This is a genomic window from Deinococcus actinosclerus (assembly GCF_001507665.1).
GTDB lineage: Bacteria > Deinococcota > Deinococci > Deinococcales > Deinococcaceae > Deinococcus > Deinococcus actinosclerus.
On the sequence record NZ_CP013910.1, the window covers coordinates 2,811,408 to 2,834,977 of the forward strand.

General features: G+C 72.6%; 29 protein-coding genes, 1 tRNA gene and 1 riboswitch. Of the genes, 19 read left to right on the forward strand and 11 right to left on the reverse strand.

What is annotated here, in order from left to right:
* Positions 1 to 49: 49 nt before the first annotated feature.
* The 5 genes from AUC44_RS13765 to AUC44_RS13785 form a co-directional block, all read right to left on the reverse strand.
* A complete protein-coding gene (locus tag AUC44_RS13765) occupies positions 50 to 1,255 on the reverse strand; it encodes an MFS transporter (protein ID WP_082689077.1) in 1,206 nt (401 codons plus the stop codon).
* 114 nt (positions 1,256 to 1,369) lie between these two features.
* Complete coding sequence (locus AUC44_RS13770) at positions 1,370 to 1,939, reverse strand: hypothetical protein (protein WP_062159231.1); 570 nt, start codon at positions 1,937 to 1,939, stop codon at positions 1,370 to 1,372.
* An 85-nt stretch (positions 1,940 to 2,024) separates the two neighbouring features.
* Complete coding sequence (locus AUC44_RS13775; RefSeq protein WP_231724454.1) at positions 2,025 to 2,600, reverse strand: methyltransferase domain-containing protein; 576 nt, start codon at positions 2,598 to 2,600, stop codon at positions 2,025 to 2,027.
* Positions 2,597 to 2,965, reverse strand: coding sequence for an MmcQ/YjbR family DNA-binding protein (locus AUC44_RS13780; RefSeq protein WP_062159232.1), 369 nt, complete (start codon positions 2,963 to 2,965; stop codon positions 2,597 to 2,599). The genes AUC44_RS13775 and AUC44_RS13780 overlap by 4 nt, the downstream gene beginning before the upstream one ends.
* A gap of 16 nt (positions 2,966 to 2,981) precedes the next feature.
* The gene (locus AUC44_RS13785; RefSeq protein ID WP_062159233.1) at positions 2,982 to 3,239 is read right to left on the reverse strand and encodes a hypothetical protein; all 258 of its coding nucleotides are present in this window, start codon (positions 3,237 to 3,239) and stop codon (positions 2,982 to 2,984) included.
* A 35-nt stretch (positions 3,240 to 3,274) separates the two neighbouring features.
* On the opposite strand from AUC44_RS13785, the gene AUC44_RS13790 reads away from it, so the two are divergent.
* The gene (locus AUC44_RS13790) at positions 3,275 to 4,285 is read left to right on the forward strand and encodes a metallophosphoesterase family protein (RefSeq protein ID WP_231724455.1); all 1,011 of its coding nucleotides are present in this window, start codon (positions 3,275 to 3,277) and stop codon (positions 4,283 to 4,285) included.
* 51 nt (positions 4,286 to 4,336) lie between these two features.
* Here the strand turns inward: AUC44_RS13790 and AUC44_RS13795 are convergent, their stop codons facing one another.
* Both AUC44_RS13795 and AUC44_RS13800 read right to left on the reverse strand, forming a co-directional pair.
* Positions 4,337 to 4,906: a DinB family protein gene (locus AUC44_RS13795; protein WP_062159235.1), complete on the reverse strand. Its 570-nt coding sequence runs from the start codon at positions 4,904 to 4,906 to the stop codon at positions 4,337 to 4,339.
* Positions 4,903 to 5,907: a tRNA dihydrouridine synthase gene (locus tag AUC44_RS13800; protein ID WP_062159236.1), complete on the reverse strand. Its 1,005-nt coding sequence runs from the start codon at positions 5,905 to 5,907 to the stop codon at positions 4,903 to 4,905. The genes AUC44_RS13795 and AUC44_RS13800 overlap by 4 nt, the downstream gene beginning before the upstream one ends.
* 170 nt (positions 5,908 to 6,077) lie before the next feature.
* Here AUC44_RS13800 and AUC44_RS13805 point away from each other — a divergent pair, with 170 nt between their 5' ends.
* The 8 genes from AUC44_RS13805 (at position 6,078) to sugE (ending at position 12,353) form a co-directional block, all read left to right on the forward strand.
* Positions 6,078 to 6,581, forward strand: coding sequence for a GNAT family N-acetyltransferase (locus AUC44_RS13805; RefSeq protein ID WP_062159237.1), 504 nt, complete (start codon positions 6,078 to 6,080; stop codon positions 6,579 to 6,581).
* Positions 6,582 to 6,686: 105 nt separating this feature from the next.
* Positions 6,687 to 6,761, forward strand: a tRNA-Asn gene (locus tag AUC44_RS13810).
* A 319-nt stretch (positions 6,762 to 7,080) separates the two neighbouring features.
* Positions 7,081 to 8,217, forward strand: coding sequence for an ABC transporter substrate-binding protein (locus AUC44_RS13815; RefSeq protein ID WP_062159238.1), 1,137 nt, complete (start codon positions 7,081 to 7,083; stop codon positions 8,215 to 8,217).
* Positions 8,218 to 8,303: 86 nt separating this feature from the next.
* Positions 8,304 to 9,170: a branched-chain amino acid ABC transporter permease gene (locus AUC44_RS13820; protein WP_062159239.1), complete on the forward strand. Its 867-nt coding sequence runs from the start codon at positions 8,304 to 8,306 to the stop codon at positions 9,168 to 9,170.
* Complete coding sequence (locus tag AUC44_RS13825; protein WP_062159240.1) at positions 9,167 to 10,144, forward strand: branched-chain amino acid ABC transporter permease; 978 nt, start codon at positions 9,167 to 9,169, stop codon at positions 10,142 to 10,144. The genes AUC44_RS13820 and AUC44_RS13825 overlap by 4 nt, the downstream gene beginning before the upstream one ends.
* Positions 10,137 to 10,943 (forward strand): ABC transporter ATP-binding protein, encoded by an 807-nt coding sequence (locus tag AUC44_RS13830; RefSeq protein ID WP_062159241.1) that lies wholly within the window; start codon positions 10,137 to 10,139, stop codon positions 10,941 to 10,943. The genes AUC44_RS13825 and AUC44_RS13830 overlap by 8 nt, the downstream gene beginning before the upstream one ends.
* A complete protein-coding gene (locus AUC44_RS13835) occupies positions 10,936 to 11,643 on the forward strand; it encodes an ABC transporter ATP-binding protein (RefSeq protein ID WP_062159242.1) in 708 nt (235 codons plus the stop codon). Before AUC44_RS13830 ends, AUC44_RS13835 begins: the two co-directional genes overlap by 8 nt.
* A 303-nt stretch (positions 11,644 to 11,946) precedes the next feature.
* A riboswitch (guanidine-III (ykkC-III) riboswitch) is annotated at positions 11,947 to 12,015 on the forward strand.
* Between the two features lie 17 nt (positions 12,016 to 12,032).
* A complete protein-coding gene (gene sugE, locus AUC44_RS13840) occupies positions 12,033 to 12,353 on the forward strand; it encodes a quaternary ammonium compound efflux SMR transporter SugE (RefSeq protein ID WP_062159243.1) in 321 nt (106 codons plus the stop codon).
* Positions 12,354 to 12,412: 59 nt separating this feature from the next.
* Here sugE and AUC44_RS13845 read toward each other — a convergent pair whose 3' ends face one another.
* Positions 12,413 to 13,498, reverse strand: a complete 1,086-nt coding sequence (locus AUC44_RS13845; RefSeq protein WP_062159244.1) for a quinone-dependent dihydroorotate dehydrogenase — start codon at positions 13,496 to 13,498, stop codon at positions 12,413 to 12,415.
* An 83-nt stretch (positions 13,499 to 13,581) separates the two neighbouring features.
* On the reverse strand, positions 13,582 to 14,040 hold the full coding sequence (locus AUC44_RS13850; protein WP_062159245.1) for an RrF2 family transcriptional regulator: 459 nt from the start codon (positions 14,038 to 14,040) through the stop codon (positions 13,582 to 13,584).
* A gap of 95 nt (positions 14,041 to 14,135) precedes the next feature.
* Between AUC44_RS13850 and AUC44_RS13855 the strand changes: the two genes are divergently transcribed.
* From AUC44_RS13855 to AUC44_RS13875, 5 genes are all read left to right on the forward strand, one after another.
* A complete protein-coding gene (locus AUC44_RS13855; protein WP_062159246.1) occupies positions 14,136 to 14,615 on the forward strand; it encodes a GNAT family N-acetyltransferase in 480 nt (159 codons plus the stop codon).
* A 73-nt stretch (positions 14,616 to 14,688) separates the two neighbouring features.
* On the forward strand, positions 14,689 to 15,627 hold the full coding sequence (locus AUC44_RS16875) for a hypothetical protein (protein ID WP_062159247.1): 939 nt from the start codon (positions 14,689 to 14,691) through the stop codon (positions 15,625 to 15,627).
* Complete coding sequence (locus AUC44_RS16880; protein WP_062159248.1) at positions 15,603 to 15,812, forward strand: hypothetical protein; 210 nt, start codon at positions 15,603 to 15,605, stop codon at positions 15,810 to 15,812. The genes AUC44_RS16875 and AUC44_RS16880 overlap by 25 nt, the downstream gene beginning before the upstream one ends.
* The gene (locus AUC44_RS13870; RefSeq protein ID WP_062159249.1) at positions 15,809 to 17,716 is read left to right on the forward strand and encodes a chorismate-binding protein; all 1,908 of its coding nucleotides are present in this window, start codon (positions 15,809 to 15,811) and stop codon (positions 17,714 to 17,716) included. The genes AUC44_RS16880 and AUC44_RS13870 overlap by 4 nt, the downstream gene beginning before the upstream one ends.
* Entirely contained in the window at positions 17,713 to 18,426 is a 714-nt protein-coding gene (locus AUC44_RS13875) for an aminotransferase class IV (protein ID WP_231724456.1), read from the forward strand. Before AUC44_RS13870 ends, AUC44_RS13875 begins: the two co-directional genes overlap by 4 nt.
* A 57-nt stretch (positions 18,427 to 18,483) precedes the next feature.
* Here AUC44_RS13875 and AUC44_RS16885 read toward each other — a convergent pair whose 3' ends face one another.
* Complete coding sequence (locus AUC44_RS16885; RefSeq protein ID WP_197408545.1) at positions 18,484 to 18,636, reverse strand: hypothetical protein; 153 nt, start codon at positions 18,634 to 18,636, stop codon at positions 18,484 to 18,486.
* 34 nt (positions 18,637 to 18,670) lie between these two features.
* Positions 18,671 to 18,850, reverse strand: coding sequence for a GNAT family N-acetyltransferase (locus AUC44_RS16890; RefSeq protein WP_197408546.1), 180 nt, complete (start codon positions 18,848 to 18,850; stop codon positions 18,671 to 18,673).
* A 262-nt stretch (positions 18,851 to 19,112) separates the two neighbouring features.
* Here AUC44_RS16890 and AUC44_RS16895 point away from each other — a divergent pair, with 262 nt between their 5' ends.
* From AUC44_RS16895 to AUC44_RS13905, 5 genes are all read left to right on the forward strand, one after another.
* Entirely contained in the window at positions 19,113 to 19,745 is a 633-nt protein-coding gene (locus AUC44_RS16895; RefSeq protein ID WP_062159252.1) for a hypothetical protein, read from the forward strand.
* A 96-nt stretch (positions 19,746 to 19,841) separates the two neighbouring features.
* Positions 19,842 to 21,377, forward strand: a complete 1,536-nt coding sequence (locus tag AUC44_RS13890) for a phytoene desaturase family protein (RefSeq protein ID WP_062159253.1) — start codon at positions 19,842 to 19,844, stop codon at positions 21,375 to 21,377.
* A gap of 109 nt (positions 21,378 to 21,486) precedes the next feature.
* Positions 21,487 to 21,870 carry an NUDIX domain-containing protein gene (locus AUC44_RS13895; RefSeq protein WP_062159254.1) on the forward strand — a complete coding sequence of 128 codons (384 nt, stop codon included), beginning with the start codon at positions 21,487 to 21,489 and terminating at the stop codon, positions 21,868 to 21,870.
* On the forward strand, positions 21,867 to 22,880 hold the full coding sequence (locus tag AUC44_RS13900; protein WP_062159255.1) for a carotenoid biosynthesis protein: 1,014 nt from the start codon (positions 21,867 to 21,869) through the stop codon (positions 22,878 to 22,880). The genes AUC44_RS13895 and AUC44_RS13900 overlap by 4 nt, the downstream gene beginning before the upstream one ends.
* On the forward strand, positions 22,867 to 23,559 hold the full coding sequence (locus tag AUC44_RS13905) for a lysophospholipid acyltransferase family protein (protein WP_231724457.1): 693 nt from the start codon (positions 22,867 to 22,869) through the stop codon (positions 23,557 to 23,559). Before AUC44_RS13900 ends, AUC44_RS13905 begins: the two co-directional genes overlap by 14 nt.
* Positions 23,560 to 23,570 lie beyond the last annotated feature (11 nt).

Genomic DNA, 23,570 nt, shown 5'->3' on the forward strand with positions numbered 1-23,570 from the left:
GGCGCGGCCGGAGGTGACCCCCCAGCCGGCGCCCGGCCCTGGCCGGTGCTCAGTGAACGTGGGGGTCGCTGGCGCGGGCGGCGTCGATGCCACGGGCGGCCAGGGCGGTGATGACGACAGCCAGGGCGACGGCGGCGGCGCCGAAGGCGTACGGGACGGGCGCGCCGAGGTGTTCGGCGATCAGGCCGCTGCTGACCGGGGCGAGGGCCGCGCCGAGCCAGCGCAGGAAGTTGTAGGCGCTCGTGGCAGTGGCGCGGGGCATGTGGCTGACCTCCACGCTGAGGGTGGTGAGGGTAGCGTTCATCAGGCCGAACAGGGTGCCGCTGAGGATCACGAACGTGACCTTGACGGGCACGGTGACGGGCGCGAAGCCGATCAGGAAGAACAGGGCGGTCAGACCGGCCAGGGCGCCCAGCACGACGCGGCTGGCGGGCAGGGCGTGCAGGAGGCGTTCGGCGAGGACGGTGCTGCCCAGGCCCAGCAGCAGGCCCCAGCCGAAGAACGTCAGGCCCAGCCCCAGGGTGCTCAGGTGCAGGAAGAGCGGCGTGTAGCCCAGCAGCAGGAAGAACCCGAAGTAGTACAGCAGGCCCGTGAGGCCCACGGCGAGGAAGGCGGGCTGGCGGTAGGCGCGGAACACGTCGCTGACGGGGCGGACCGGTTCACGCGCCTCGGGGACGCGCACCAGGGTGGCGACGCTGGCGAGCGCGAGCAGCATCAGCGCGGCCGCGCCGAAGAACGGGAAGCGCCAGGAGTGGCTGCCCAGCAGGCCGCCCAGCAGCGGGCCCATGCTCATGCCCAGGCCGATGGCGGCCTCGTAGCGCATGATCGCCTTCTCGGCGTGGCCGATCAGGGCCAGCAGCAGCACCAGGGCGGTGGGGGTGAACAGGGCGCTGCCCAGGCCCCAGCCGCCCCGGAAGAGGGCCAGCGCGGGGATGCTGCCGCTCAGGCCGCAGGCGAGGGCAAAGGCGGCGATCAGGCCCAGGCCGATCAGGGCGACGCGGCGGCGGCCCAGCCGGGCGCCGATGTTCCCGGCGAACAGGGTCATGACGGCCATGACGCCCAGGTAGGTAGTGAACAGCAGTTCGACCTGGGTGGGGGTCGCGCCGAGCTGGTGGCCGATCTCGGGGAGGATCGGGTCGACGACGCCGACGCCCATGAAGGCGATCAGGCAGGCGGCGGTGACGGCCCAGCCGGCCAGTGTGCGGCGGGTGTCGGGTGGGGCGTCCGTGGTGGAGGTGAGAGCAGGGCTCGACATAAACCTGAACGTACGCGTATAGGTTGCGAGTATTTGTGACCTGTCCTGCCTGTTGTTCCCCGGCCGGGAACGGACTGCGCAGCCACAGGCGACAGCCGGACAGGTGGGGGCTGGTCAGCGGTCCGGGCGGCTCAGGCGGATCAGGGCCAGCTGCCCGGCGGCGAACCACGCGCACAGCAGGGTCAGCAGGGCCGCGCCGCCCACCGTCAGCAGGGTCAGGCGCGCCGACAGGGTGCGCAGCTGCGCCTGCCACCCCTGGACCTGCGCGCGGGCGTCGGCCAGGGCGGGCCACGCCGCGCGGTCCTCCAGCGCCGCGCGCCAGTCGCGGGCGGCGTCGGCGCCGCGCGCCAGGGCGCCGTTCGGGAACAGCGTGGTCAGCAGCGGCACGCGCCCGGCCGCCTCGCTGAGCGCCTCCAGGGTGCGGGCGGCCTCCAGCGCCTCGGGACGGGCCAGGACATCCAGCGGCGCGAGGGTCGCCTGCACGTCCGCCAGCTGCCCGTCCAGCCGCGTCAGGGTCGCCTGCGCGTCGCGCAGCGTCGCCCGCGCCGGGGCGAGGGTCGCCCAGACGCCCAGCCACGCGCCCAGCGTGAGCAGGCCCGCCAGCCACAGCCCGGTCAGGCCCAGTCGGCTCAGGCACAGTCGGCTCAGGCACAGGCGCCGCGCGGCCCGGTCACGCCGCCTCATCCGGTCACCCGCCCCGTGGTGCGCGGTCGTCGCGTAGCCTGAATCCCGGCGGGCGCGGCGGCGTACACATTGGCCGGCCTCCGGCTCATGCGTCCGGCCGCACGCAGTCGAGGATCAGGCTGGTGAAGCCCGGCCCGCCTGTCCCGGCGCGCCACGCGGCGTTGCGGTGGTCCAGCGCTCGGCTGCGGTACACCGGGCCGTCCTCCACGCGCCAGGCCTGCTGGTGGAACTGGCCCGCCGCGTCCCACCACTCCAGGGGCCGCACGTCGAAACCCGCCTGCGTGAACACCGGCACGAAGGTCTCCAGGGTGTACACGACCTGATGGTCGTGCGCGGGGCCGGGGCCGCCGACCGCGACGAGCGCCTGATACGCGGGGTCCGGGTGATGGCCGTCGGGCACGGCGACCCGCAGGCGTCCCCCGGGCGTCAGGTAGGCGAAGACCAGTCGCGCGGCCGCCTCGCCCTGGGGAACGCTCAGGTGCTCCCAGACGTGCTCGCACAGGAAGGTGTCTGCCCGCGCCGCGCCGAAGTGGGCCGCGAACGTGCCGGGGTCCAGCAGGTCGAGGTCCGCCTGCTGGGTGGGGGTCCAGCCGTCCCACTGCTGCTCGCCCGCGCCGATCATCACGCGCGTCCGGCGGCCCGCCGTCAGGTTTCCCGTCACAGGCCCAGGTCCTGACGCTGCGCGCGGGTCAGGCCCTCCACGACGAGCGCGTGACTGCCCGCGATCAGCTCACGGATCAGCTCCGGCGGCACGCGGCCGTCGAGTGTCACGGTCACCCAGTGCCGTTTGTTCAGGTGGTACCCGGGCGTGATGGCCGCGTGGGCGGCGCGCAGCTCCTCGCCCCGTTCGGGCCGCACCTTCAGCGACACGCTGACGGGATCGGCCTGCACGTCGGTCAGGGCGTACATCTTCCCGGCCCCGGCGGGGCCGACCTTGAACACCAGGGTCGTCGCGGCGAACGGGAACGTCTCGCGCGAGTGCGGCAGCTCGGCGCACAGGGCGCGCAGATCGGCGATGGACTGCATGCCTCCAGGGTACGCTTCAGCGGTCCTCCGGGTCGCCCAGCCCCTCGGCGTTCGCCAGGGATTCGTTCGTCTCGGCGCGGCTGGCGTCCCCGCCGCCGACCAGGGTGGTGACCTCCTGCGCGTTCAGGCCGTCCGTGCTGGGCGTGGGAACGGGCGGGGCGTCCGGGAGGGTGTCCGGCAGGGGGCCCGGCCCGGCGTGGGTGTCCGGCGTGGTGGGCGGCGTGTGGGGGGCCAGGGTGGGGTTCAGGGGCAGGCGCTCGTCGCGGTCGGTCATGCCCCAGCGTGACGCGGCCCGGTCGGGGGCGGCTGATGATTTCCTCAAGAAGCCGTGATGAACTGCGCGGCATGCGCCGCTTCGCGTTCCTGCTGCCGCTGCTGCTCTCGGCGGCCCCCCTGCCCACCGGACTGCCCAGTGGGCCCGCGCCGGACCGCCCGGTGCGGCTGGCGGTCCTGGGGGACTTCAACGGCCCGTACGGGGGTACCACGTACCCCGCGCCGCTGGCCCGCAGCGTGGCGCGCATCGTGAACGAGTGGCGGCCTGACGCGGTGCTGTCCCCCGGCGACCTGATCGGCGCTCAGAAGGCCAGTCTGGGGGACGCGCAGGTGCGGGCCATGTGGGCGGCCTTCGACCGGGAGGTGCGCGCGCCCCTGAGCCGCGCGGGCATTCCGTTCGCGTTCACGCTGGGCAACCACGACGCCAGCCCCCGCAGTCCCCGCGACCGGCGCGAGGCTGCGGCGTACTGGGCCGCGCACGTGCCGCCGCTGGCGTTCGTGGACCGCGCGGCGTTCCCGTTCCGGTTCAGTTTCACGCTGGGCGGCGGGGCGGTGTTCGTCGCGTCGCTGGACGCGAGCGGGCCGGACGTGAGTGCCGCGCAGCGCGAGTGGCTCTCGGCGCAGCTGGCGTCCCCGGCCGCGCGGGCGGCGGGCGCGCGGCTGGTCGTGGGGCACCTGCCGCTGGCCGGGGTGAGCGCCGAGAAGAACCGCTCCGGGGAGGTCGTGCGCGCCCCCGGCCCGCTGCGGCAGGTCATGGAGGCCGGGGGCGTGCTGGCCTACGTGCACGGGCACCACGCGGCGTTCTATCCGGCGCGGCTGGGCCGCCTGAACGTCCTGTCCGCCGGGGGCATCGGCGGACGGGACTACGTGGGGCACCCGGGCACGGCGCGCAGCACGGTGACGCTGCTGACCGTGTGGCCCGCGCAGGGCCGCGCGACCTTCGAGACGGTGGACGCCGCGACCGGACAGCCCGTGGACCCGGTGAGGCTGCCGGCGCGGCTGGACGGCCTGAACGGCCCTCTCGTGCGCGTGACCGACTTCCGGTAGGACAGCCGGAGGCCGCGCGCCCGCAGGCGGCGGCCTCCGGCCCACGTCGCGTTACAGCTCGTCGCTGTCGTCCGGCTCGTCGTCGGGGTCGGGCGCACCGGCCTGCGCGGAGGTGTTCTGGGGCCGCACGAAGCGCATGTAGTCCAGCCAGGGCGGCGTGTGACCCAGCTGGCGGATCATCAGCGCGATCTGCGCGGTGTGCCGCACCTCGTGGGTCATGACATTCCACATGAGCTGATCGAGCGTGACGGTGTCGCTGGCCGGGTCGTCCTGCACGAGCTTCACGCTGCGGTGCAGATCGGGTTCACTGTCCAGGAAGGCGCAGGTGCGCCGCGTGACCTCGCGGCTGTAGTCGAGGATCCACCCGAGGTCGTACTGCTGCGCCTGGGGCCGCACCCAGTCGTGCGGGTAGAGGCCCTGCACGCCGTCCCCGAGCACGATGCCGTGCACCCAGTGATCTTCGACGTCCGTGACGTGCAGCAGCAGGTCCTTGATCGAGTGGAAGCGGTCGGCGTCCTCGATCAGGTTGCGGTCCAGATCAGCCTGCGGCAGGGCGCGCAGGTAGTTCCAGAGCTGCTCTCGCGCGGCGGTCAGGTAGGCGTAGTACTCGCGGACGTTCATGAATGACTCACAGCATACCCCGCCGGGCGGGCCGGGGTGAGCTCGGCCCCGCCATCACCCAGCAGGGGGGCCAGCACCTGCCTCACGTCCCCGGCGGTGAGCACCTGGGTCAGCGGGCCGCGCAGCTCCGGGAAGTCCGGCAGGTACTGCGGGAGCACCTTGCGTAGCGGGCGCAGCGTCAGGCGGCCCGTGTCGTCGTCGTAGAACTGTTCCTGCAGCTCGGCGTGGCGCAGCGCGGTGCGGGCACGTTCCCGCGCGTCGGGCCAGGCGTCCTGACCGCTGGCGAGCGCGCGGAAGATCCAGGGGTTCCCCACCGCGCCGCGCCCGATCATCACGGCGGCCACGCCGGTGCGCTGGCACTCGCGGGCGCGCCCGGGCGTGGTGATGTCCCCGCTGCCCACCACAGGGACCTTCACCGCCGCAGCCACGCGCGCGATCGCGTCCCAGTCGGCCTCACCGGTGTAGCGCTGGGCGCTGGTGCGGCCGTGCACAGTGACCAGGGCGGCGCCGGCGGCCTCCAGGCCCTGCGCGACCTCCACGCTGCGGTCGTGATCCCAGCCCAGGCGGATCTTCGCGCTGACGTCCAGTGCGGTCGCCGAGCGCATGGCCCGCACGAGGTCGTACGCCGTCTCGGGCGTCTGGAGCAGGCACGCGCCGCCCTTCCCGCGGATCTTCGGAACGGGGCAGCCCATGTTCAGGTCGATCGCGGCCGGGGCGAACCACGCCTCGGCGCGCGCCACCGCACCGGCCAGCACCTCCGGCTCCGCGCCGAACAGCTGCACCACGCGGCCCTGCTCGCCGGGGTAGGGGCGGCCCAGGTTCAGTTTCTCGGTGTCGCCGCCGCCCATCAGGCCGCGCGCGCTGATCATCTCGCTGACCGTCCACAGCGCGCCCTGTTCGGCCGCCAGCTGGCGCATGGGCGCGTCGCTGTAGCCCGCCATGGGGGCGAGCACCGCGCCGGGGCGCTGCAGGCGGGACTGGTAGAAGCCGGGGCCGTTCATCCCGGCAGGGTAGCGCACCCCCCCTCCCAGCGGGTGAAGCGGGTCTGAAGCCCACCCGGCGGCGGCATTCATGGCGTCCGGGCGGGGCAGCGGGTATGCTCAGGGTCAGTCCGGCAACCTGCGCCTGCATCCTTCTTGCCCACCTTCGCCGGACGGGGGAGGCCCCTACTTTGAACGCCACGCCGCTGGCGCTGCACCACGCGCCGCTGCTTCATCAACTCTACGCCGCCGCACCGGGCTACTTCTCCCTGCTGGGCACCCGGGTCCCCCACCACAAGGACGTCGAACGCGACGTGGAGATTGCCCTGCTCGACCCGCGCCGCAGCCTGGAACTCCTGTACGACGAGCGCGGCGAACTGTTCGGCAGTCTCGACTGCAAGCACGACTACCCCGAGCGCGGCGACCTGACCATCAACCTGCTGCTCATCCGCGAGGACCGCCAGTCACAGGGCCTGGGCGAACAGGCGGTGCGCCACCTGGAGGCCCGCGTGCCCCCCGGCACCACCCGCATCCTGGCGAGCGTGCTGGGCGAGAATCCACGCGGCGCGCGCTTCTGGGAACGGCTGGGGTACACCTTCACCATGGACGCCCGCCCGGTCATGAGCTGGTACGCCCGGCCGCTCACGCCGCCGCGCACCCAGCCCGCGCCCGGGGTGCCCATCGCCAGCGACTGAGCGGGGTCCGCGCGCCCCGCTCCGGCCGGGCGCGGCGGGACTTGCGCGGTATGGGGGAGCGTGCTACTATCCCTCTCGCGCCGGAAACGGCCACAGGCTCAGTATTCGGCAGTAGCTCAGTGGCAGAGCATCCGACTGTTAATCGGACGGTCGTTGGTTCGACCCCAACCTGCCGAGCCAGATCAGCCCCCTCCCCGGAGGGGGTTTTTTCGTGCGCTGTCATTCGTGTCGTGGGGCGCCGTGACGGGGTGGCGGCGCCGGCCAGCACCGCGCTCACCCGGGCGCGCGCACCGCTGATCTGCCAGCCGGTCTACCCGGTTCCGGCCGCACGTGGCAGGTGCGGCCGGCGCCGGACCTGGCGGCTGCCGGGGGCATGTGTGGGAAAGCGGATTGACACCCCCCGGGGGGCATGCCAGCATGAACGGCACGCACAACTTGAACTGTGTTCAGCGAGGCCACCGGCACCGGGCCTGGGCGCGCTGGATTTGTGGGAGGTCGTATGAAGAAACGGTTCCTCTTCCCCACCCTGCTCGCCCTGGCGGGCAGCTCCGCGCTGGCCGACAAGGTCGTGAACATCGGCTTTTCCGGGCCGCTCTCGGGCGGCGCGGCGTTCTACGGCAAGGACGTCCAGAGCGGCATCGACATGGCCATCGCGGAGCTGAACCGCACGGGCGTGACCGTCAAGGGCGAGAAGGTCACGTTCAAGCTGGTCGCGCTCGATGACCGCTACCTGCCCAACGAGACCGCCACGAACGTCAAACGCCTGACCAGTCAGGGGATCGACGTGGTCTTCGTGCCGCACGCCGGGGGCATCCTGACCGTGCAGCCCATGACGACCCGCGACCCGGAATTCCTGCTCGTGGCGTACTCCAGCGAACCCAAGATCCTGGAATCCCGCAACCCCCTCACGTTCATGCTGCCGCCCCGCTACGACAACTACCTGCAGCCCTTCGCCGCCACGCAGATGAAGGCGTTCGGCAAGCGCCTGGGCCTGCTGGGCACGAACAGCGCGTACGGCAAGCAGTGGACCGACGCGATCAGCGACGAGTGGAAGAAGCAGGGCGGCACCGTCCTGGCGAACAACAGCGTGGACTACAACACCACCGTGGACTACTCCAGCGCCGTCACGAAGGCCTTGGCGGAGAAACCCGACGTGCTGTTCATCGGCGGGCCCAGCCAGCCCACCGCGCTGGTCGTGAAGGCCGCGCGCGAGCAGGGCTTCAAGGGCGGCTTCATCGTGATGGACCAGGCGAAGTTCGAGCAGATGGATCAGGTCGTGCCGCGCAACTACCTGGACGGCAGCGTGGGCGTGCTGCCCACCAAGGAGTTCCCGGGCACGCAGGTGTTCGTGACGCTGTACCAGCGCCTGTACAAGAAGGTGCCCACCAGCGAGGCCGCGCTGAACTACATGGGCATGAACATCATCGCCAAGGCGATGGAACTGGCGGGCACCACCGACAACCCCGAGGCGATCCGCGCGCAGCTGGACGCCGCCGCCAAGGCCCTGCCGCAGAACAAGACGGTCTTCAAGCTGTACGGCGTGACCGACAAGGGGCACGTGGACGCGCAGTTCCTGGTCGCCAGCGTCAAGGGCGGGCAGTACACCCGCCTGCGCCTGATCAAGACGTTCAAGTAAGCGCGGGGCGTCACTCGACGAACTGATCACTGTGCGCGCCGGGCGAACGTGTGCCCGGCGCGCCGTTTCACAGGGGGGAATGGGTTGTGTCGACGGTGCTGCAACAACTGTTCAACGCGCTGGCGCTGGGCGGCGTGTACGCCCTGGTGGCGCTGGGGCTGACGCTGGTGTACGGCGTGATGCGCGTGCCGAACTTCGCGCACGGCGGGCTGTACATGCTCGGCGCGTACCTGACGTACGCCGCGCTGACGGGCCTGAAGGTGGGGTACGTGCCCGCACTGATCCTCTCGGCGCTGGGCGTGGCGCTGCTGGCCGCACTCATGGAACGCGTGATCTTCCACCCGCTGCGCAACGCCCCGCACGTGCATCCGATGATCGCGGCGATCGGGGTGCTGTTCTTCCTGGAGGCGCTGATCTCGCACCCGAGGGTGTTCGGGCCGGACTTCAAGCAGATCACCGAGCCGCTGCCCGGCATCGTGAACCTGGGCGGCGTGACGCTGACGTGGCAGAGGCTGCTGATCATCGCGGCGAGCGTGCTCGTCATGCTGGGCCTGAACTACTTCCTGAAACGCACCCTGACCGGCGCGACCATCGAGGCGATGAGCCAGAACCGCGAGGGCGCCCGGCTGGTGGGCATCAACACCAACCGCGTCGGGATGCTGACCTTCGCGATCAGCGGGGCGCTCGCGGCGGTCGCGGCGAGCCTGATCGCGCCGATCAACGCGGTGACACCCAGCATGGGTGAGGTCATGAACCTGAAGGTGTTCGCGATCATCATCCTGGGCGGCATGGGCAGCGTGCCGGGCGCCATCGTGGGCGCCTTCCTGCTGGCGTTCACCGAGGTCTTCGGCGGCTTCTACATCAGCCTGGACTTCGCGGACGTGATCGGCTTCGCCATGCTGGTGCTCGTGCTCGCGCTGCGCCCGCAGGGGCTGTTCCGGAGGGGGACGTGAGCCGCTTCGTCTGGCCCGCGCTGTTCGTCCTGGCCGCCGTGGTGCCGTTCCTGCATCCCAGCGGCTACCTGCTGGATGTGGGCGTGAACATCATGATGTGGGCGGTCCTCGCGTACGGCCTGAACGTCATGCTGGGCTACACGGGGCTGCTGCCGCTGGCGCACGCTGGTTTCTTCGGGATCGGGGCGTACACGACCGGCATCCTGACCCTGAAGGCCGGGTGGAGTTTCTGGCTGGCGTGGCCCGCCGGAATCGCGCTGGCCGCGCTGGCGGGGCTGCTGCTGGGGCTGGTGGCGTTCCGCACGCGCGGGGACGCCTTCTCGATCTTCACGCTGGGCGTGGGCGTGATCATCACGCTGGTGATCAACAAGTGGGACGCCCTGACCGGCGGGAACGACGGCCTGAACGGCATCGCGCCTCCCGCCGGGCTGGAGGAGGCGTCGCGCGCCATCGGCCTGAAGCTGTCCGGGGGCTTCTACCTGCTGGCGCTCCTGACGCTGGCGCTGACCGTGCTGATCGTGGCGCGCGCCCGCGCGAGCAGCTTCGGGCTGTCCCTGCTCGCTATCCGCGGCGGGGAGGACCTTGCGCGCAGCGCGGGCGTGAACGTGTACACCCACAAGCTGCGCGCCATGATGCTCTCCACGGCGCTGGCCGGACTGGCGGGCGGCCTGTACGCCACGTACGTGGGCTTCCTGGGCTCGGCGGTGACCGGGCCCACCACGACCTTCACGGTGCTGCTGTACCTGCTCGTCGGGGGCCTGGGCACGCTGGCCGGTCCGCTGCTGGGCACCGCGCTGATCTACAGCCTCACGCAGACGCTCAAGGGGCTTCAGGACTACCAGTACATCGTGTTCGGGCCGCTGCTGGTGCTGCTCGTGATGTACGCCCCGCACGGCCTGGCGGGCCTGTGGGCGCGACTGCGCGCCGCCCGACCCGCCCGCGCGGCGAAGACCAAGGAGGTCAGCGGTGCTTGACGTCGAGAACCTGGGCATCCGCTTCGGTGGGCTGCACGCCGTGCGGGACGTGACCGCCAGCATCCCCGCCGGGCAGATCACCGCGATCATCGGGCCGAACGGGGCGGGCAAGAGCACCTTCTTCAACCTGATCAGCGGCTTCTACCGTCCCACCACCGGCGCTGTCCGCTTCCAGGGCGAGGACCTCACCCGCCGCCCCACCCACGAGGTCGTGGCGCGCGGCGTGGCCCGCACCTTCCAGACGACCACCATCTACCGCGAACTGAGCGTGCTGGAGAACGCCATGATCGGGCACCGCGTCCGCACGCGCGCCGGCCTGCTCGACGCGCTGCTGCGCACGCCCCGCGAACGCCAGGACGCCAGGGGCAGCCGCGACGGGGCGCTCCGCGCCCTGGAACGCGTGGGGCTCGTCCGGCAGGCGCACCTGCCCGCCGGGGCCCTGACGCAGGAGGGCCAGAAACGCGTGGGGATCGCCATGGCGCTCGCCAGCGAACCCAAGCTACTGCTGCTGGACGAACCGGCCGCCGGGATGAACCCCGAGGAGACCGTGAACCTCATGGCCCTGATCCGTGAACTGGTCGCGGGCGGCCTGACGGTCGCGCTGGTCGAGCATAAGATGAGCCTCGTGATGGGCCTCGCCGATCACATCCTGGTGCTGCACCACGGGCAGCTCATCGCGCAGGGCACCCCGGCGCAGGTCAGCCGCGACCCGGCCGTGATCGAGGCGTACCTGGGCTCGCACGCGCACGGCGGGCAGATGGGCCAGGGCGCGCAGGGCGGGGAGGCCGCGCATGCTTGAGATCCGCGACCTGACCGTCCGCTACGGGGCCTTCACGGCGCTGCACGCCCTGAACCTCAGCGTGCAGCCCGGTGAGATCGTCGTGCTGCTCGGCGCGAACGGCGCGGGCAAGAGCACCCTGTTCCGCACCCTGAGCGGCCTGCAGCGCCCCGCGGGCGGCACCGCCACCTGGAACGGCACCAGCCTCACGACCGGGCGTCCGGAACTCAACGTCGCCAGCGGCGTCGCGCAGTGTCCCGAGGGCCGCCTGCTGTTCCCGGAACTGAGCGTCGAGAAGAACCTGCGCCTCGGCGCGTTCGTGCACCGCCGCGACCCGGCCGGGACGGCCCGCGAACTGGAGCGGGCGTACGACCTCTTCCCTGCCCTGATCGAGAAACGGCACGCGCCCGCCGGGAGCCTGTCGGGCGGGCAGCAGCAGATGGTCGCCATCGCCCGCGCGCTGATGGCGCGCCCGCAGCTGCTGCTGCTGGACGAACCCAGCCTGGGCCTGGCGCCGCTGGTCGTCGAGCAGGTGTTCAGCGCCGTGCAGCGCGTCAACGAGACCGGCGTGACCGTCCTGCTGGCCGAACAGAACGCCTTCGCGGCGCTGAGCATCGCCCACCGCGGCTACGTGCTGGAAGGTGGGCGCCTGACCCTGGAAGGCACCCAGAGCGCCCTGATGACCGACGACCGCGTCCGCAGCGCCTACCTGGGCGTGTAGAGAGACGGACTTCACGCGAGGGGCCGCCGACATCGCGTCCGGCGGCCCCTCCTCCTTTCGGCGGACGGAGGCCTCCCCTGAGTGCCGTACTGTCCTGAGTATGCTCAGCCCAGAGGAGCGCCGCGAGATTGAGGCGCAGGAGGCGCGCGCCGCCGCGCAGGACCGCGCCGCGCGGCTGGACCGGGCCCGCCAGCGGACGGCGGACGACTAATCGCCGCCCGGTACCGCGTGTACACCCGTACCTGAAGCCATAGGCAGGCCACTGCTCAGCGGGTGCTTACACCGGTCCGCTACACTGGGTCTCAGTCGCCCCTCAGGGGCTGAACTCCGGACGAGAGCACCGCCGTACCCGGTCACGACAAGACGGCGAGACACTGGAGGTGTCCCGTATGGCATGGACTCTGCTCGTCATCGCCGGACTGCTGGAAGTCGGCTGGGCCATTGGCCTGAAGTACACGGAAGGTTTCACCCGCCCCGTCCCCACCGCCCTGACCCTGCTGAGCATGATCGCCAGCATGGGCCTGCTGGGCCTCGCCGCCAAGACCCTGCCGATCGGCACCGCGTACGGCGTGTGGGTCGGCATCGGCGCGGTCGGCGCGGCCATCCTGGGCATCGTGCTGTTCCACGAGAGCGTCACACCCGCCCGCGTCGCGTTCATGATCCTGATGATCGTGTCCATCATCGGCCTGAAAGCCACCAGCGGCCACTGACCCACACCATACGCAGGGGGCAGAGGATTCACTCCTCCGCCCCCTTGCCGTTCAGACATTCAGCCCGCGGTGCCCACAGCCTCGCGGACGTGCGTGAAGCCGTCGCGGGCGAGCAGCCGGGCGAGGCCGGTGTTCAGGTCGCGGACGAGGCCGGGCCCCTCGAAGATCAGAGCGGAGTACACCTCGGTCAGGGTGGCCCCGGCGCGGATGCGGTCATAGGCGTCCTGCGCGGTGAAGATGCCGCCCACGCCGACGATGGGGACGCGCCCGGCGGTCTGCCGGTACGCGGCGCGCACGAGGTCGGTCGCGCGGCGCGTGAGGGGCCGTCCGCTCAGCCCGCCCGCCTCCTGCCGGTTGGGGTGGGTCAGGCCGTCGCGGGAGAGGGTGGTGTTGCTGACGATCAGGCCCGCCGCGCCGGCATGCACGGCGGCGTCCACGCTGGCCTCGAAGTCGGCGGGGTGCAGGTCCGGGGCGAGTTTCACGAGGACCGGGGGGGCCTTCAGGGTCCTTACCCGCTGCGCCTCGACCTCCTGCAGGACCTCGCGCACCAGGGCGCCCAGGTCGTCCGCACCCTGCAACGCGCGCAGGCCGGGCGTGTTGGGACTGCTGACGTTCACCACGAAGGCGTCCGCGACGTCCTGGAGCGCGGCGACGCAGCGGCGGTAGTCCTGCGCGGCGTCCTCGTTCGCGGTGACCTTATTCTTCCCGATGTTCACCCAGACCGGCGCGGGCCGCGCGCCCAGCGCGTGCAGGCGGGCGTGCAGGTCGGCCATTCCCGCGTTGTTGAAGCCCATGCGGTTGATCAGCGCGCCGTCCTGCGGCAGGCGGAACAGGCGCGGGCGGTCGTTGCCGGGCTGCGGCAGGGGCGTGACGGTCCCGACCTCCAGAAAGCCGAACCCCAGCGCCGTGAACGCCGGGACGGCCACGCCGTTCTTGTCCAGGCCCGCCGCGAGACCCACCGGGGACGCGAAGCGCTGCCCCCAGAGGGTCTGCTCCAGCATGGGGGACGCGGGCGCCGTGACGCGCCGCGCCAGGGCAGGCCAGGCGGGCACGCGGGACGCGGCGTCCATCAGGCCGATCGTGAGGTGGTGGGCGTCCTCCGCGTCCAGGCGGAACAGCAGCGGCTTGATCAGCGAGCGGTACACGGTTCTCCAGCATAGGCCACACACCACCGGAGGGGGAGGACGGCAGGCCCGGCCTGTCCATCCTCCCCCTCCGGCGCGGCGCTTCAGCCCAGGTGCGGGTAGCTGGGGTCGATCTGCACGAGGCGGGCGTGCTGCTGGCGGTTGCTGTCCTCGATCAGGTCGGCGAGGGTGGTGCCGCCCAGCACGTCGCGCAGCGCGGCGTCCACGCGGTACCAGAGGCTCTGGGTGCCGCACACGTTCTGGCTGTCGCACACGTGGTCGTCCTCGACGCAGGAGACGGGGGCGATGCTGCCCTCCATGGCGGTGACGACGTCGTACGCGCTGATGTCGCGCGCGGCCCGGGCGAGGCGGTAGCCGCCGTGGGCGCCGCGGATGCTCTTGATGAACCCGGCGCGGCGCAGGTTGCTGGCGATCTGCTCCAGGTAGTGCTGACTGATGCCCTGGCGTTCGGCGACGTCCTTGAGGGGCACGGCGTCACCCTCGCCGCGCGCGATCTCGATCAGGGCGCGCAGGCCGTACTGTGCTTTCGTCGACACCCACATGAGGGGCATTCTACCCCGCAATTCCGGGTGCAGTGTAAGGAATTCGGGAGTTATTGAGAACTGTTCCCAGGAGTGAGGCCGTGTCAGACTCCGCTATGGCCGTCCAGCTCTGCCCGTTCCGACCGGAACATGCCGCCGCCCTGCGCGCCCTGACGCTCCCCGCCGCCCAGGCCGAGTTCACCACCCACCCGGCCGGGCTGCTGGACAGCGTGCCGGGCGACCCGCAGCGGCAGCTCGTCACGATCCTGCGCGGGGGCGAGGTGGTCGGCGCGTTCGTGCTGGCGGTCGGCGAGCACCGCGACCGGTACCTGACGGGACCCGACCCGGACGCCGTGGCCCTCTCCTCGCTGAGCGTGGACGCGGCGCAGCAGGGGCGCGGCGCGGGTACAGCCGCCATGCGGGCCCTGCCGGGACTCGTACGGGCGCTGTACCCGCTGGCGCGGCGGGTGATTCTGGTCGTGAACCAGCGCAATCCTGGCGCGCGGCACGTGTACGGGAAGGCAGGCTTTCAGGTGACCGCCACCCGCGAGGGCCGCATCGGGCCGCAGTGGGTGATGACCCTTCCCCTCAACTGACGGCCAGCGGGGCGCACACCACCCCCTGCCCTCCCGGAGGCGCCGGACCGGCGGGGACCGTAGGATGGGCGGCATGCCGGTTCTGTTCGTGCATGGGGTGGCCGTCCGGGAAGAGGGCGATCAGGGCTGGGAGGATCTTCACCGCGCGACGCAGGGGGTGGACTGGCCGGGCGTGCAGCGGCTGCTGCGCGAGCACGTGGCGCCTGGCCTGAACCCGGCCGCGCCGGATGCGGTGCATATCGAGCGGGTGTACTGGGGGGACCTGGGCGCGCATTTCACGCAGGGCGGGCAGTTCCGCGCGGCGCGCGAGCGCGAGGTCGCCCCGGAGCCCGACCCGCTGGCGCTGGATGCGGACGCGCTGGGTGAGGCGCTGGAACGCCGCCTGCGCGCCGCGCATCCGGTCGCGGAGTGGCCGGGCGTGATCCGCGTGGCGTGGGGCGTGGCGCGCGACGCGCGGGTGCGGGCGCTGCTGGCCGACCTGCCGCCCGCCGAGCGCTGGGGCCTGCTGGACGCGGCGGCGCAGGCGCGCCTGCCGGGCCGGACGCGGCGGCTGGAACCGCACCTGCCGCCTGGGCTGATGCGGGCGCGGCGGCGGAACGTGAAGCGCGCCATGCGCGAGGTGCGCCGCCCGCTGGAGGCGTTCGTGCCGCTGTTCATGGGGGACGTGCTCGCGTACCTGAACGGGCGCGGCACGCCGGAGCGCCCCGGCGCGATCCCGCAGCGGGTCCTGGCTGGGCTGCGCGCGGCCCACGCGGCCCGCACCCACCCGCACGAGCCGCTGGTGGTCCTGACCCACTCGATGGGCGGGCAGCTGATCTTCGACGCGCTGCACGCGTTCCTGCCCGCCGATCCGGACGGCGCGGGGGTGCGGGTGGACTTCTGGTGCGCGTGCGCCAGTCAGGTGGGCGCGTTCCACGAGCTGGGTTTCACGCTGGGCGGCCCGCACCCCGACCCCCACGCGGGGGACGGCTGGGGTACTTCTGGAACGTGTGGGCGTACACGGACCTGCTGAGTTTCCGCGCGCAGGGCATCGCACCCGGCGCGCACGATACGGCCTTCCCGCTGTCCGGGCTGGTCCGGTCGGATCACCTGGCGTACCTGCAACAGCCGGACTTCTACCGCACGCTGGCCGCGAAGGTCGCCGTGCACGCGGGGCCGCGTGATCCCGCAGCGCCCCCGCTAGAATCCGGCGCGTGACCGCGAGCCCCGCCTCCACCGCCTCCCCTGCCCTGCCCACGCTCAGTCCGGCGGAGGTGCTGCGGCGGGTGCGCGCGGCGGGCCTGCCGGGCGCCGTGCTGCTGGAGTCGCTGGGGCCGGTCGTGGCGTACGGGGCGCGGTCGTTCCTGAGTGCCGCGCCGGTGCGGGTCACGCATGACCTGCCAGACCGGCCTGCGGGCGACGCGGTGTTCCCGGCGTGGCTGGGCGGCCTGAAGTACGAGGCGGCCCGGACGTTCGGGCTGGCCACGCACGTCCCGCGCGGCGAGGCGATGTGGTGGGGCGAGTACCCCTCGGGCCTCGTGTGGGACCGCGTGGCGGGCACCCTGAACGTGGTGGGCGAGCCGCATCTGGACTGGGCCGCGCTGCTGGGCGCGCCGCTGCCGCCGGAACCGAGCCTGAGCGTGGGCGCGTTCGGCGCGGACGACGTGGACTACCCGGCGGGCGTGCGGGCCGTGCAGGAGCTGATCCGCGCGGGCGAGGTGTATCAGGTGAACCTCTCGCGCGGCGTGCAGGCCGCCGCGCAGGGCGACCCGCTGGCCGCGTACCTGCGCCTGCGCGACGTGAACCCCAGCCCGTTCATGGCCTTCGCGGACCTCGGGTCGGAGGTCGTGGTGTCGTGCAGCCCGGAACGGCTGGTCCGCTGGGCCGGGGACGACCTGAGCGCGCGGCCCATCGCGGGCACCCGCCGCCGCGGCGACACGCCCGCCGAGGACGCGGCTTTCGAGGCGGAACTCCGCGCCAGCCCGAAGGAGGTCGCCGAGCACACCATGCTCGTGGACCTCGTGCGACACGACCTGGGCCGCGTGGCCGCGCCGGGGAGCGTGACCGTGCCGGACCTGATGCTCGTCGAGCGCTACAGCCACGTCATGCACCTCGTGTCCGAGGTCCAGGCCCGCGCGCGCGGGGACGTGACGCTGCGGGACGTACTGGCCGCCACCTTCCCCGGCGGGACGATCACGGGCGCGCCGAAGGAACGCGTGATGGAGGTCACCCGCGACCTCGAACCCGGCCCGCGCGGCTGGTACACCGGCGGGCTGGGGATCGTCAGCGGGCCGCTGGTGGACGTGAACATCCTGATCCGCACCGCCGCGTTCACCCGCACGCCGGACGGCTGGACGGTGGAGGTCCGCGCGGGCGGCGGCACCGTCATCGACGCCGACCCCGCCCGTGAGGCGCAGGAAACGGTGCACAAGGCGCAGGCACTCCTGAGCGTCCTGGCGGGCGTGCCGGGCCGCCCCGCGCAGCCGCCGCAGCCCCCGGTGCCCGGCACGCCCTGGGCGCCGCCCCCCGCCACGTCCCATACGGGCGCGCGGGTGCTGCTGCTGGACAACCGCGACTCGTTCACCTGGAACCTCGCGCACGACCTGCTCGCGCTGGGCGCGCGGGTGGACGTGCGCGGCCAGCACGAGGCGCTGGACGACCTGCTCGCCACCCAGCCCGACGCCGTCCTCGTCGGCCCCGGCCCCGGCACGCCCGACACCAGCGGCGTCACGCTGGCCCTGACCCGCTCGTGCCTGGAGCGGCGTATTCCGCTGCTGGGCGTGTGCCTGGGGCATCAGGCGCTCGGGCAGGTGCTCGGCGGGCGGGTGGAGCGCGCCCAACCCGTCCACGGCCGCCCCGAGTACGCCCGGCACGACGGCACCGGCCTCTTCCGGAACGTGCCGCCGGACGCACCGTTCGGGCGATACCACTCGCTGGTCGTACGCGGCCTGCCCGCCGGGCTGGTCACCGCGACCAGCCAGGGCGGCGAGGTCATGGCCCTGGCCGTCCCCGGTCAGCCCGCCTGGGGCGTGCAGTTCCATCCGGAGAGTGTCCTGAGCCCTGCCGGACGCACCCTGCTGGGCAACTGGCTGCGCCTGAGTCAGGAGTGGCCGCAGCCGTGACCCGGCTGCCCGCCGCCCTGAACGACCCAGCCTGGAACGACCCCGCGTGGCTGCACGGCGCGACCGCCTTCACCACCGTCCGCACCCGCCGCGGGCAGCCGCTGCTGTGGGCCGCGCACCTGAAGCGGCTGCGCGGCACCTGCGTCTTCCTGGGCCTCCCCCACCCCGATCCTGCCGCGCCCGCGCTGGACCCGCACCCCTGGGGGCTGCTGCGCGTCACCGTCACCGCGCACGGCACCCTGCACACGCACCGGCCCCTCACGCCCGGCCCCCGCCCCGCTCAGGGCGTCACCGTATGCGTCACTGACCTCCAGATCCACCCGCAACTCGGCGTGCACAAGACCGGAAACTACCTCCCGTACCGCCTCGCCGCCACGCAGGCCCACCCGCACTTCGAGGGCTGGCTACAGGACGTACACGGGCACGTCGTGGACGGCAGCCGCACCTCACCGCTGCTGGAAATCGGCGGAGAGCTTGTCGTGCCCGCAGGGGGCCTCCCCTCCGTCACCCGCGCCGCGTACCTCACGGATCGCCCGCACGTCACGCGACCCGTCCACACCCGCGACCTCGCGCACGTCACCCGCGCGTGGCTGTGCGGCAGCGGCACCGGCCTCGTGCCCATCCGCCGCATCGACGGCCGCACGGATGACCTCCCCATCCACTGGCCCGCGCCGGACGATCCTGTCTTTGGCTGGCCGGATTGGGATTAAGGGCTGACGAGCGGTCCGGCAGGTGCTGCCTGGACCCTCAGCCCCCTCGACCTCGGTTCAGGTCGGGCCGCCCACCTGCGCGCCCACGTACCCGGCGTCCTCGCCCTCGCCGATTTCTTTCATGGCGCGGTTCACGCGGTCCTGGCGGCGCGCGGCGACGAACATCACGGCGAGCAGCGGCACGAACACACCCAGCATCATCAGACCCATGGCGACCTCCTGCCCGCAGCGTACGCCCGCCGCGTCAGGCGGGTGTGTCGATCCGCATGGCCCGGCTGAGGATCACGCCCTGCAGATCGTCGAGTTCGTACCCGCAGGCCTCGTAGAATGCCCGCGCCTCCTCGCTGTCTGCTGCGACCCACACGCTGCCGATGCCCTGCCCGCGCATCTGGGCATGCAGGGCGTCCACCAGCGCGCGACCCACACCCTGCCGCCGCCCGCGTCCTCGGCGTGCCAGTGCCACACCCCCGGGTCGCTCAGGTACGCGTGGGCGGCGTCCGGGGTCAGGGGCGGGCTGGGCGGCTCGCCCGTGAAGTCGGTCTCGTCGTGCGCGACCTGCACGAGGGCGGCGGCATCGTCCGGGCCCAGGCGTCTGATCCGAAAGGAGGTCATGGCCCATCATGCACCCGCCGGGGGCGCGGGCACCTGAGGCAGCATGGCGCCGGGGTAGCCCGTAGCTTGGCGGGGTGACCTGGCCTGAAGACACCCTCCCCCCGACCGCCGCGCCCACGCCCCGGAAAGCACCGAACCTCGCCATTGGGTACCTGCTGAACGTGCTGCTGCCCGGCGCGGGCTTCACGTACATCGGGCTGGTGGGGTGGCACATCGGATGGGTCGGCATTCTCATCGTCAGCTGGATGATCGGTGGGGTGGCGGCTGGTACCACAGCTTCACCCCTGGGCATGGTGATTCCGGGATTGGCCTTCGTTGCACAGCTCCTGCAGTTCAAGGATGCCTACGCCACACGTCAGGCGCAGCAGTTCCGCCCGGATCTGGCGGACGGCGTGAAGATCGGCCTGATCGCCGGTCACGCGGTCCTGAACGTCGCCATGGTGGGTCTGCTGGCGGCGGTGCTGATTCCGGGCCTGCTGGGGGCGCGTGAGCGGGCCAGCGCAGCGGGTGAGCGGGCGGCGGCCATGTCGGCGTACACCATGGTGATCGCGGCGCAGTCGGGCGGCACGCTTCGCGACGGGCCGTGCCCGCTGGAGAACGTGGTGGGGCGCGACCGGATCGCCAGTTGCACCGTCTCGGACGCGGCGACGGACGATCCGCAGGTGACGGTGACGTTCACGAACGGGAAAACGGTACAGCTGCCCTGACCGGCCCTGCGGCGCGGCCTGTTCCCGGTGGGGGTGGGCCGCTTCTGCGTGCGGGGTGACGCTCCGGGGGCGGGGTGGCGTGCGAGACTGCGCGGGATGCCGGATTTCGACGTGATCGTGATGGGCGCGGGCCACAACGCGCTGGTGACCGCCGCGTACGCCGCGAAGGCGGGCCTGAAGGTGGGCGTGTTCGAGCGGCGGCACATCGTCGGCGGGGCCGTGAGTACCGAGGAGCTCGTGCCGGGGTACCGTTTCGATTACGGCGGGAGCGCGCACATCCTGATCCGCATGACGCCCGTGGTGCGCGAACTGGAACTCACCCGGCACGGCCTGCACTACCTGGAGGTGGACCCGATGTTCCACGCGTCGGACGGGGAGACGCCGTGGTTCATTCACCGGGACGCGAACCGCACCGCGCGGGAACTCGACGCCCTGTTCCCCGGTCAGGGCGAGGCGTACACGAAATTCCTGGACGACTGGACGCCGTTCGCGCGCTCCGTGGCGGACCTGTTCAACTCCGCGCCGGGGCCGCTGGACATGGGCAAGATGGTCGTGTCCAGTGGGAAGGGCAAGGACTGGATGGAGCAGCTGCCCCGGATTCTGCGCCCGTACGGGGACGTGGCGCGGGAGTACTTCACCGAGGAGCGGGTGCGCGCCCCGCTGGTGTGGATGGCGGCGCAGAGCGGGCCGCCCCCCAGTGACCCGCTGAGTGCGCCGTTCCTGCTGTGGCACCCGCTGTACCACGAGGGCGGCGTGGCGCGGCCCAAGGGCGGCAGCGGCGGCCTGACGAAAGCCCTGAAACGCGCCATCGAATCCGACGGCGGGCAGGTATTCGTGAACGCGCCAGTGAAGGACATCCTCGTCAAAGGCGGGAAGGCGCAGGGCGTCCGGCTGGAGAACGGCGAGACGTACACCGCGCGGGCCGTCGTGTCCGGCGCGCACGTCCTGACCACGGCGGGCGCCCTGCCGGACGAGTACGTCCCGCCCGCCGCGCGGCAGGTGCGGGTCGGGAACGGCTTCGGGATGATCCTCCGCCTCGCCCTGAGCGAGAAGGTGAAGTACCGCAACCACACCGAACCGGACAGCCGCGTCGGCCTGGGCCTCCTGATCAGGAACGAGCAGCAGCTCATGAAGGGGTACGGCGAGTACCTCGCGGGCGAACCCACCAGCGACCCGCCGCTGATCGCCATGAGCTTCAGCGCCGTGGACGACTCGCTGGCCCCCCCGGGCGGGGACGTGCTGTGGCTGTGGGCGCAGTACTACCCCTACGAACTCAGCAGCGGCTCCTGGGAAACCCGCACCGCCGAGGCGCGCGAGAACATCCTCAACGCCTTCGAGCACTACGCGCCCGGCACCCGCGACACCATCGTCGGGGAACTCGTCCAGACGCCGCAGTGGCTGGAAACGAACCTCGGCCTGCACCGCGGGAACGTCATGCACCTCGAAATGAGCTTCGACCAGATGTTCTCCTTCCGCCCGTGGATGAAAGCCAGCCAGTACCGCTGGCCCGGCGTGCAGGGCCTCTACCTCACGGGCGCGAGCACTCACCCCGGCGGCGGCATCATGGGCGCCTCCGGCCGCAACGCCGCGCAGGTCCTCGTGAAAGACCTGACGCGCCGCCGCTGGCGGTGAGGAAGTTGATGGGTTCTGAGCTGTGGGCTGTGAGCGGAGAGGGTCGGGGTGAGGGGGCGTATCCGCCGTGCTCCCGCCTGATTCACTGGAGTTACCCTTGATCCGGCGCATGGGTGCAGGCGTTGCTGTCCTGCACGCCGGGGCCGTCCTGCTGGTGCGCCGGGGCGATAACGCCCTGTGGGACGTGCCGGGGGGCGGCGCGGACGCCGGGGAGTCACCCGAGGACACCGCGCGGCGTGAGCTGCACGAGGAGACGGGCCTGAGCGTGGGCGCGCTGCGCTCACTGGGCGTGTTGCCACACCGGCACACGTATCCGGACGGGAATTTGGTGGCGTGGGAGACGCACGTGTTCACGGCCGACTTCGCGGGTGGGGAGCCGCGCGCCTCGGATGACGCGGTGGAGGTCCGCTGGTGGCCCCTCTCGGCTCTGCCGGTGGACGTGTCGGAGGCGACCCGCGCGTACTTCGCGGCGTTGACGGCGGTGCGGGCGTGAGCTTCTCCCCCACCGTGTGGCGGGCCGGGCTGGCGTTCGCGGCGCTGGGCGTGGCGTTTCTGGGGGCGCTGCTGGTCCTGGCGGATCTGCCGGCAGGCTGGGCGCTGATCGCGCTGGGGCTGCCGCTGTCGGGCGTGCTGGCGCTGGCGGGGGACGCGCTGGGGCGGGAGTTCGCGGGGGTGCTGGCGTCGCGGTTCGCGGGGCTGCTGGCGGTGACGCGCCCGTGGATGTGGTTCGTGGCGTTGTATGTGGCGCTGAAGATTCCGGTGCCGCTGTGGCCGGACGGCTTCCCGGTGCTGGGGCTGGCGAGCACGGGGGCGCTGTTCGTGGCGGCGCTGCTGTTCGTGTGGGAGCGTGAGAACGCCTGGAAGGCAGGACTGATGGCGCTGGTGGCGTTCCTGCTGGGCCTGGGGGTGGAGGTGCTGGGGAGCCGCACCGGGATTCCGTTCGGGCTGTACTCGTACGCGACTGCGCCGGGGCCGACGCTGCTGGGCGTGCCGCTGATCGTGCCGCTGGGCTGGTTCGCGCTGACCCTGACCGCCACGAGCCTGTCGGGCGGGCGGCCCTGGCTGGCGGGGCTGCTGATGCTGCTGTGGGACGTGGGCCTGGAGCCGCTGATGACCGCGCAGCGCTACTGGCTCTGGAGCGATCCGCTGCCGCTGTGGGCGGGCGCGCCGGTGCAGAACTTCCTGGGCTGGTGGGCGGTGGGGTCGCTGATCTCGTGGGTGTTCACGGGCCTCGCCCCGCGCCTGTTCGGGCTGCGGCGCGAGCCGTGGGCGCTGCCGGGGCAGGCGCCGCAGGTGCCGCCCCACCGGGGCCCCAGCCTGAGCCTGCTGCCGGGCCGCGCGGCGCGGCGCGCAGATTTCCGGGTGGTGTACCCGGTCGAGGCGTTCTTCCTGCCGGGCGGGCTGGTGCTCGTGGGCCGGTATGTGGAGGCCGGCGTGACCCTGGCCGCGATGGGCCTGGGCCTGATGCTGGCGCGGCGGGTGACTCGCTTTGACCGCTCCTGACCGCCCCGGCACCGACGCGCCGCAGCGGCACGCCTGGGCGACCGGGCTGCTGTCGCTGAGCATCCGCCGCAGCGTGCGGGGCTCTCTGGGCGGCGTGTGGGTGCGCGGCCCGCTGCCCGGCGGCGGGGCGGTGCTGGCCCCGAACCACCACAGCTGGTGGGATGGGTACGTGCTGCGCGAGGTGGCGCTGGCGTGCGGGCAGCCGTTCAGCGTCCTGATGACGGCGCGGCAGCTGGCCCGCTTTCCGTTCCTGCGGCGGGTGGGTGCCCTGCGCGCGGACGAGGTGCGGGCCGGGGTGCGCTGCGCCCGCGCGGGCTGGCTGGTGGTCTTCCCGGAGGGCGAGCTGCACCCGGCGGGGCCGCTGCGGGGCGTGCAGCCGGGCGCGGCGTGGATCGCGCGGCACGCGGGAGCGGCGCTGGTGCCCGCAGCGCTGCGGGTGGTGCTGCGCGGCGCGCAGTTCCCCGAGGCGTTCGTGCGCGTCGGGCCGCCGGTGGACGCCACTGAGCTGCCGGGTGCCCTGGCGGCGCTGCTGGCCGAACTGGACGCCGACCTGCTGGGCAGCGACCCGGAGGCCCCGCTGGCCGGGTACCTGCGGCTGGTGCCGGGCCGCGCGAGCCGTTCGGACCGGTTGGACTGGCCCTCGCGGCTGCTGGCGTGGCTGACCGGGGACCGCGCGTGACGCGGCGCCGC

Coding starts and splice junctions, on each gene's coding strand:
- AUC44_RS13790 (WP_231724455.1), top strand. CDS start 3,275: ATGATTTCCTCAAGAAGCCGTGATGAACTGCGCGGCATGCGCCGCTTC.
- AUC44_RS13785 (WP_062159233.1), bottom strand. CDS start 3,239: ATGACCGACCGCGACGAGCGCCTGCCCCTGAACCCCACCCTGGCCCCC.
- sugE (WP_062159243.1), top strand. CDS start 12,033: ATGGCATGGACTCTGCTCGTCATCGCCGGACTGCTGGAAGTCGGCTGG.
- AUC44_RS13815 (WP_062159238.1), top strand. CDS start 7,081: ATGAAGAAACGGTTCCTCTTCCCCACCCTGCTCGCCCTGGCGGGCAGC.
- AUC44_RS13855 (WP_062159246.1), top strand. CDS start 14,136: ATGGCCGTCCAGCTCTGCCCGTTCCGACCGGAACATGCCGCCGCCCTG.
- AUC44_RS13770 (WP_062159231.1), bottom strand. CDS start 1,939: ATGAGGCGGCGTGACCGGGCCGCGCGGCGCCTGTGCCTGAGCCGACTG.
- AUC44_RS13890 (WP_062159253.1), top strand. CDS start 19,842: ATGCCGGATTTCGACGTGATCGTGATGGGCGCGGGCCACAACGCGCTG.
- AUC44_RS13765 (WP_082689077.1), bottom strand. CDS start 1,255: ATGTCGAGCCCTGCTCTCACCTCCACCACGGACGCCCCACCCGACACC.
- AUC44_RS13835 (WP_062159242.1), top strand. CDS start 10,936: ATGCTTGAGATCCGCGACCTGACCGTCCGCTACGGGGCCTTCACGGCG.
- AUC44_RS13895 (WP_062159254.1), top strand. CDS start 21,487: ATGGGTGCAGGCGTTGCTGTCCTGCACGCCGGGGCCGTCCTGCTGGTG.
- AUC44_RS16885 (WP_197408545.1), bottom strand. CDS start 18,636: ATGGGTCTGATGATGCTGGGTGTGTTCGTGCCGCTGCTCGCCGTGATG.
- AUC44_RS13780 (WP_062159232.1), bottom strand. CDS start 2,965: ATGCAGTCCATCGCCGATCTGCGCGCCCTGTGCGCCGAGCTGCCGCAC.
- AUC44_RS13800 (WP_062159236.1), bottom strand. CDS start 5,907: ATGAACGGCCCCGGCTTCTACCAGTCCCGCCTGCAGCGCCCCGGCGCG.
- AUC44_RS16875 (WP_062159247.1), top strand. CDS start 14,689: ATGCCGGTTCTGTTCGTGCATGGGGTGGCCGTCCGGGAAGAGGGCGAT.
- AUC44_RS13795 (WP_062159235.1), bottom strand. CDS start 4,906: ATGAACGTCCGCGAGTACTACGCCTACCTGACCGCCGCGCGAGAGCAG.
- AUC44_RS13850 (WP_062159245.1), bottom strand. CDS start 14,040: ATGTGGGTGTCGACGAAAGCACAGTACGGCCTGCGCGCCCTGATCGAG.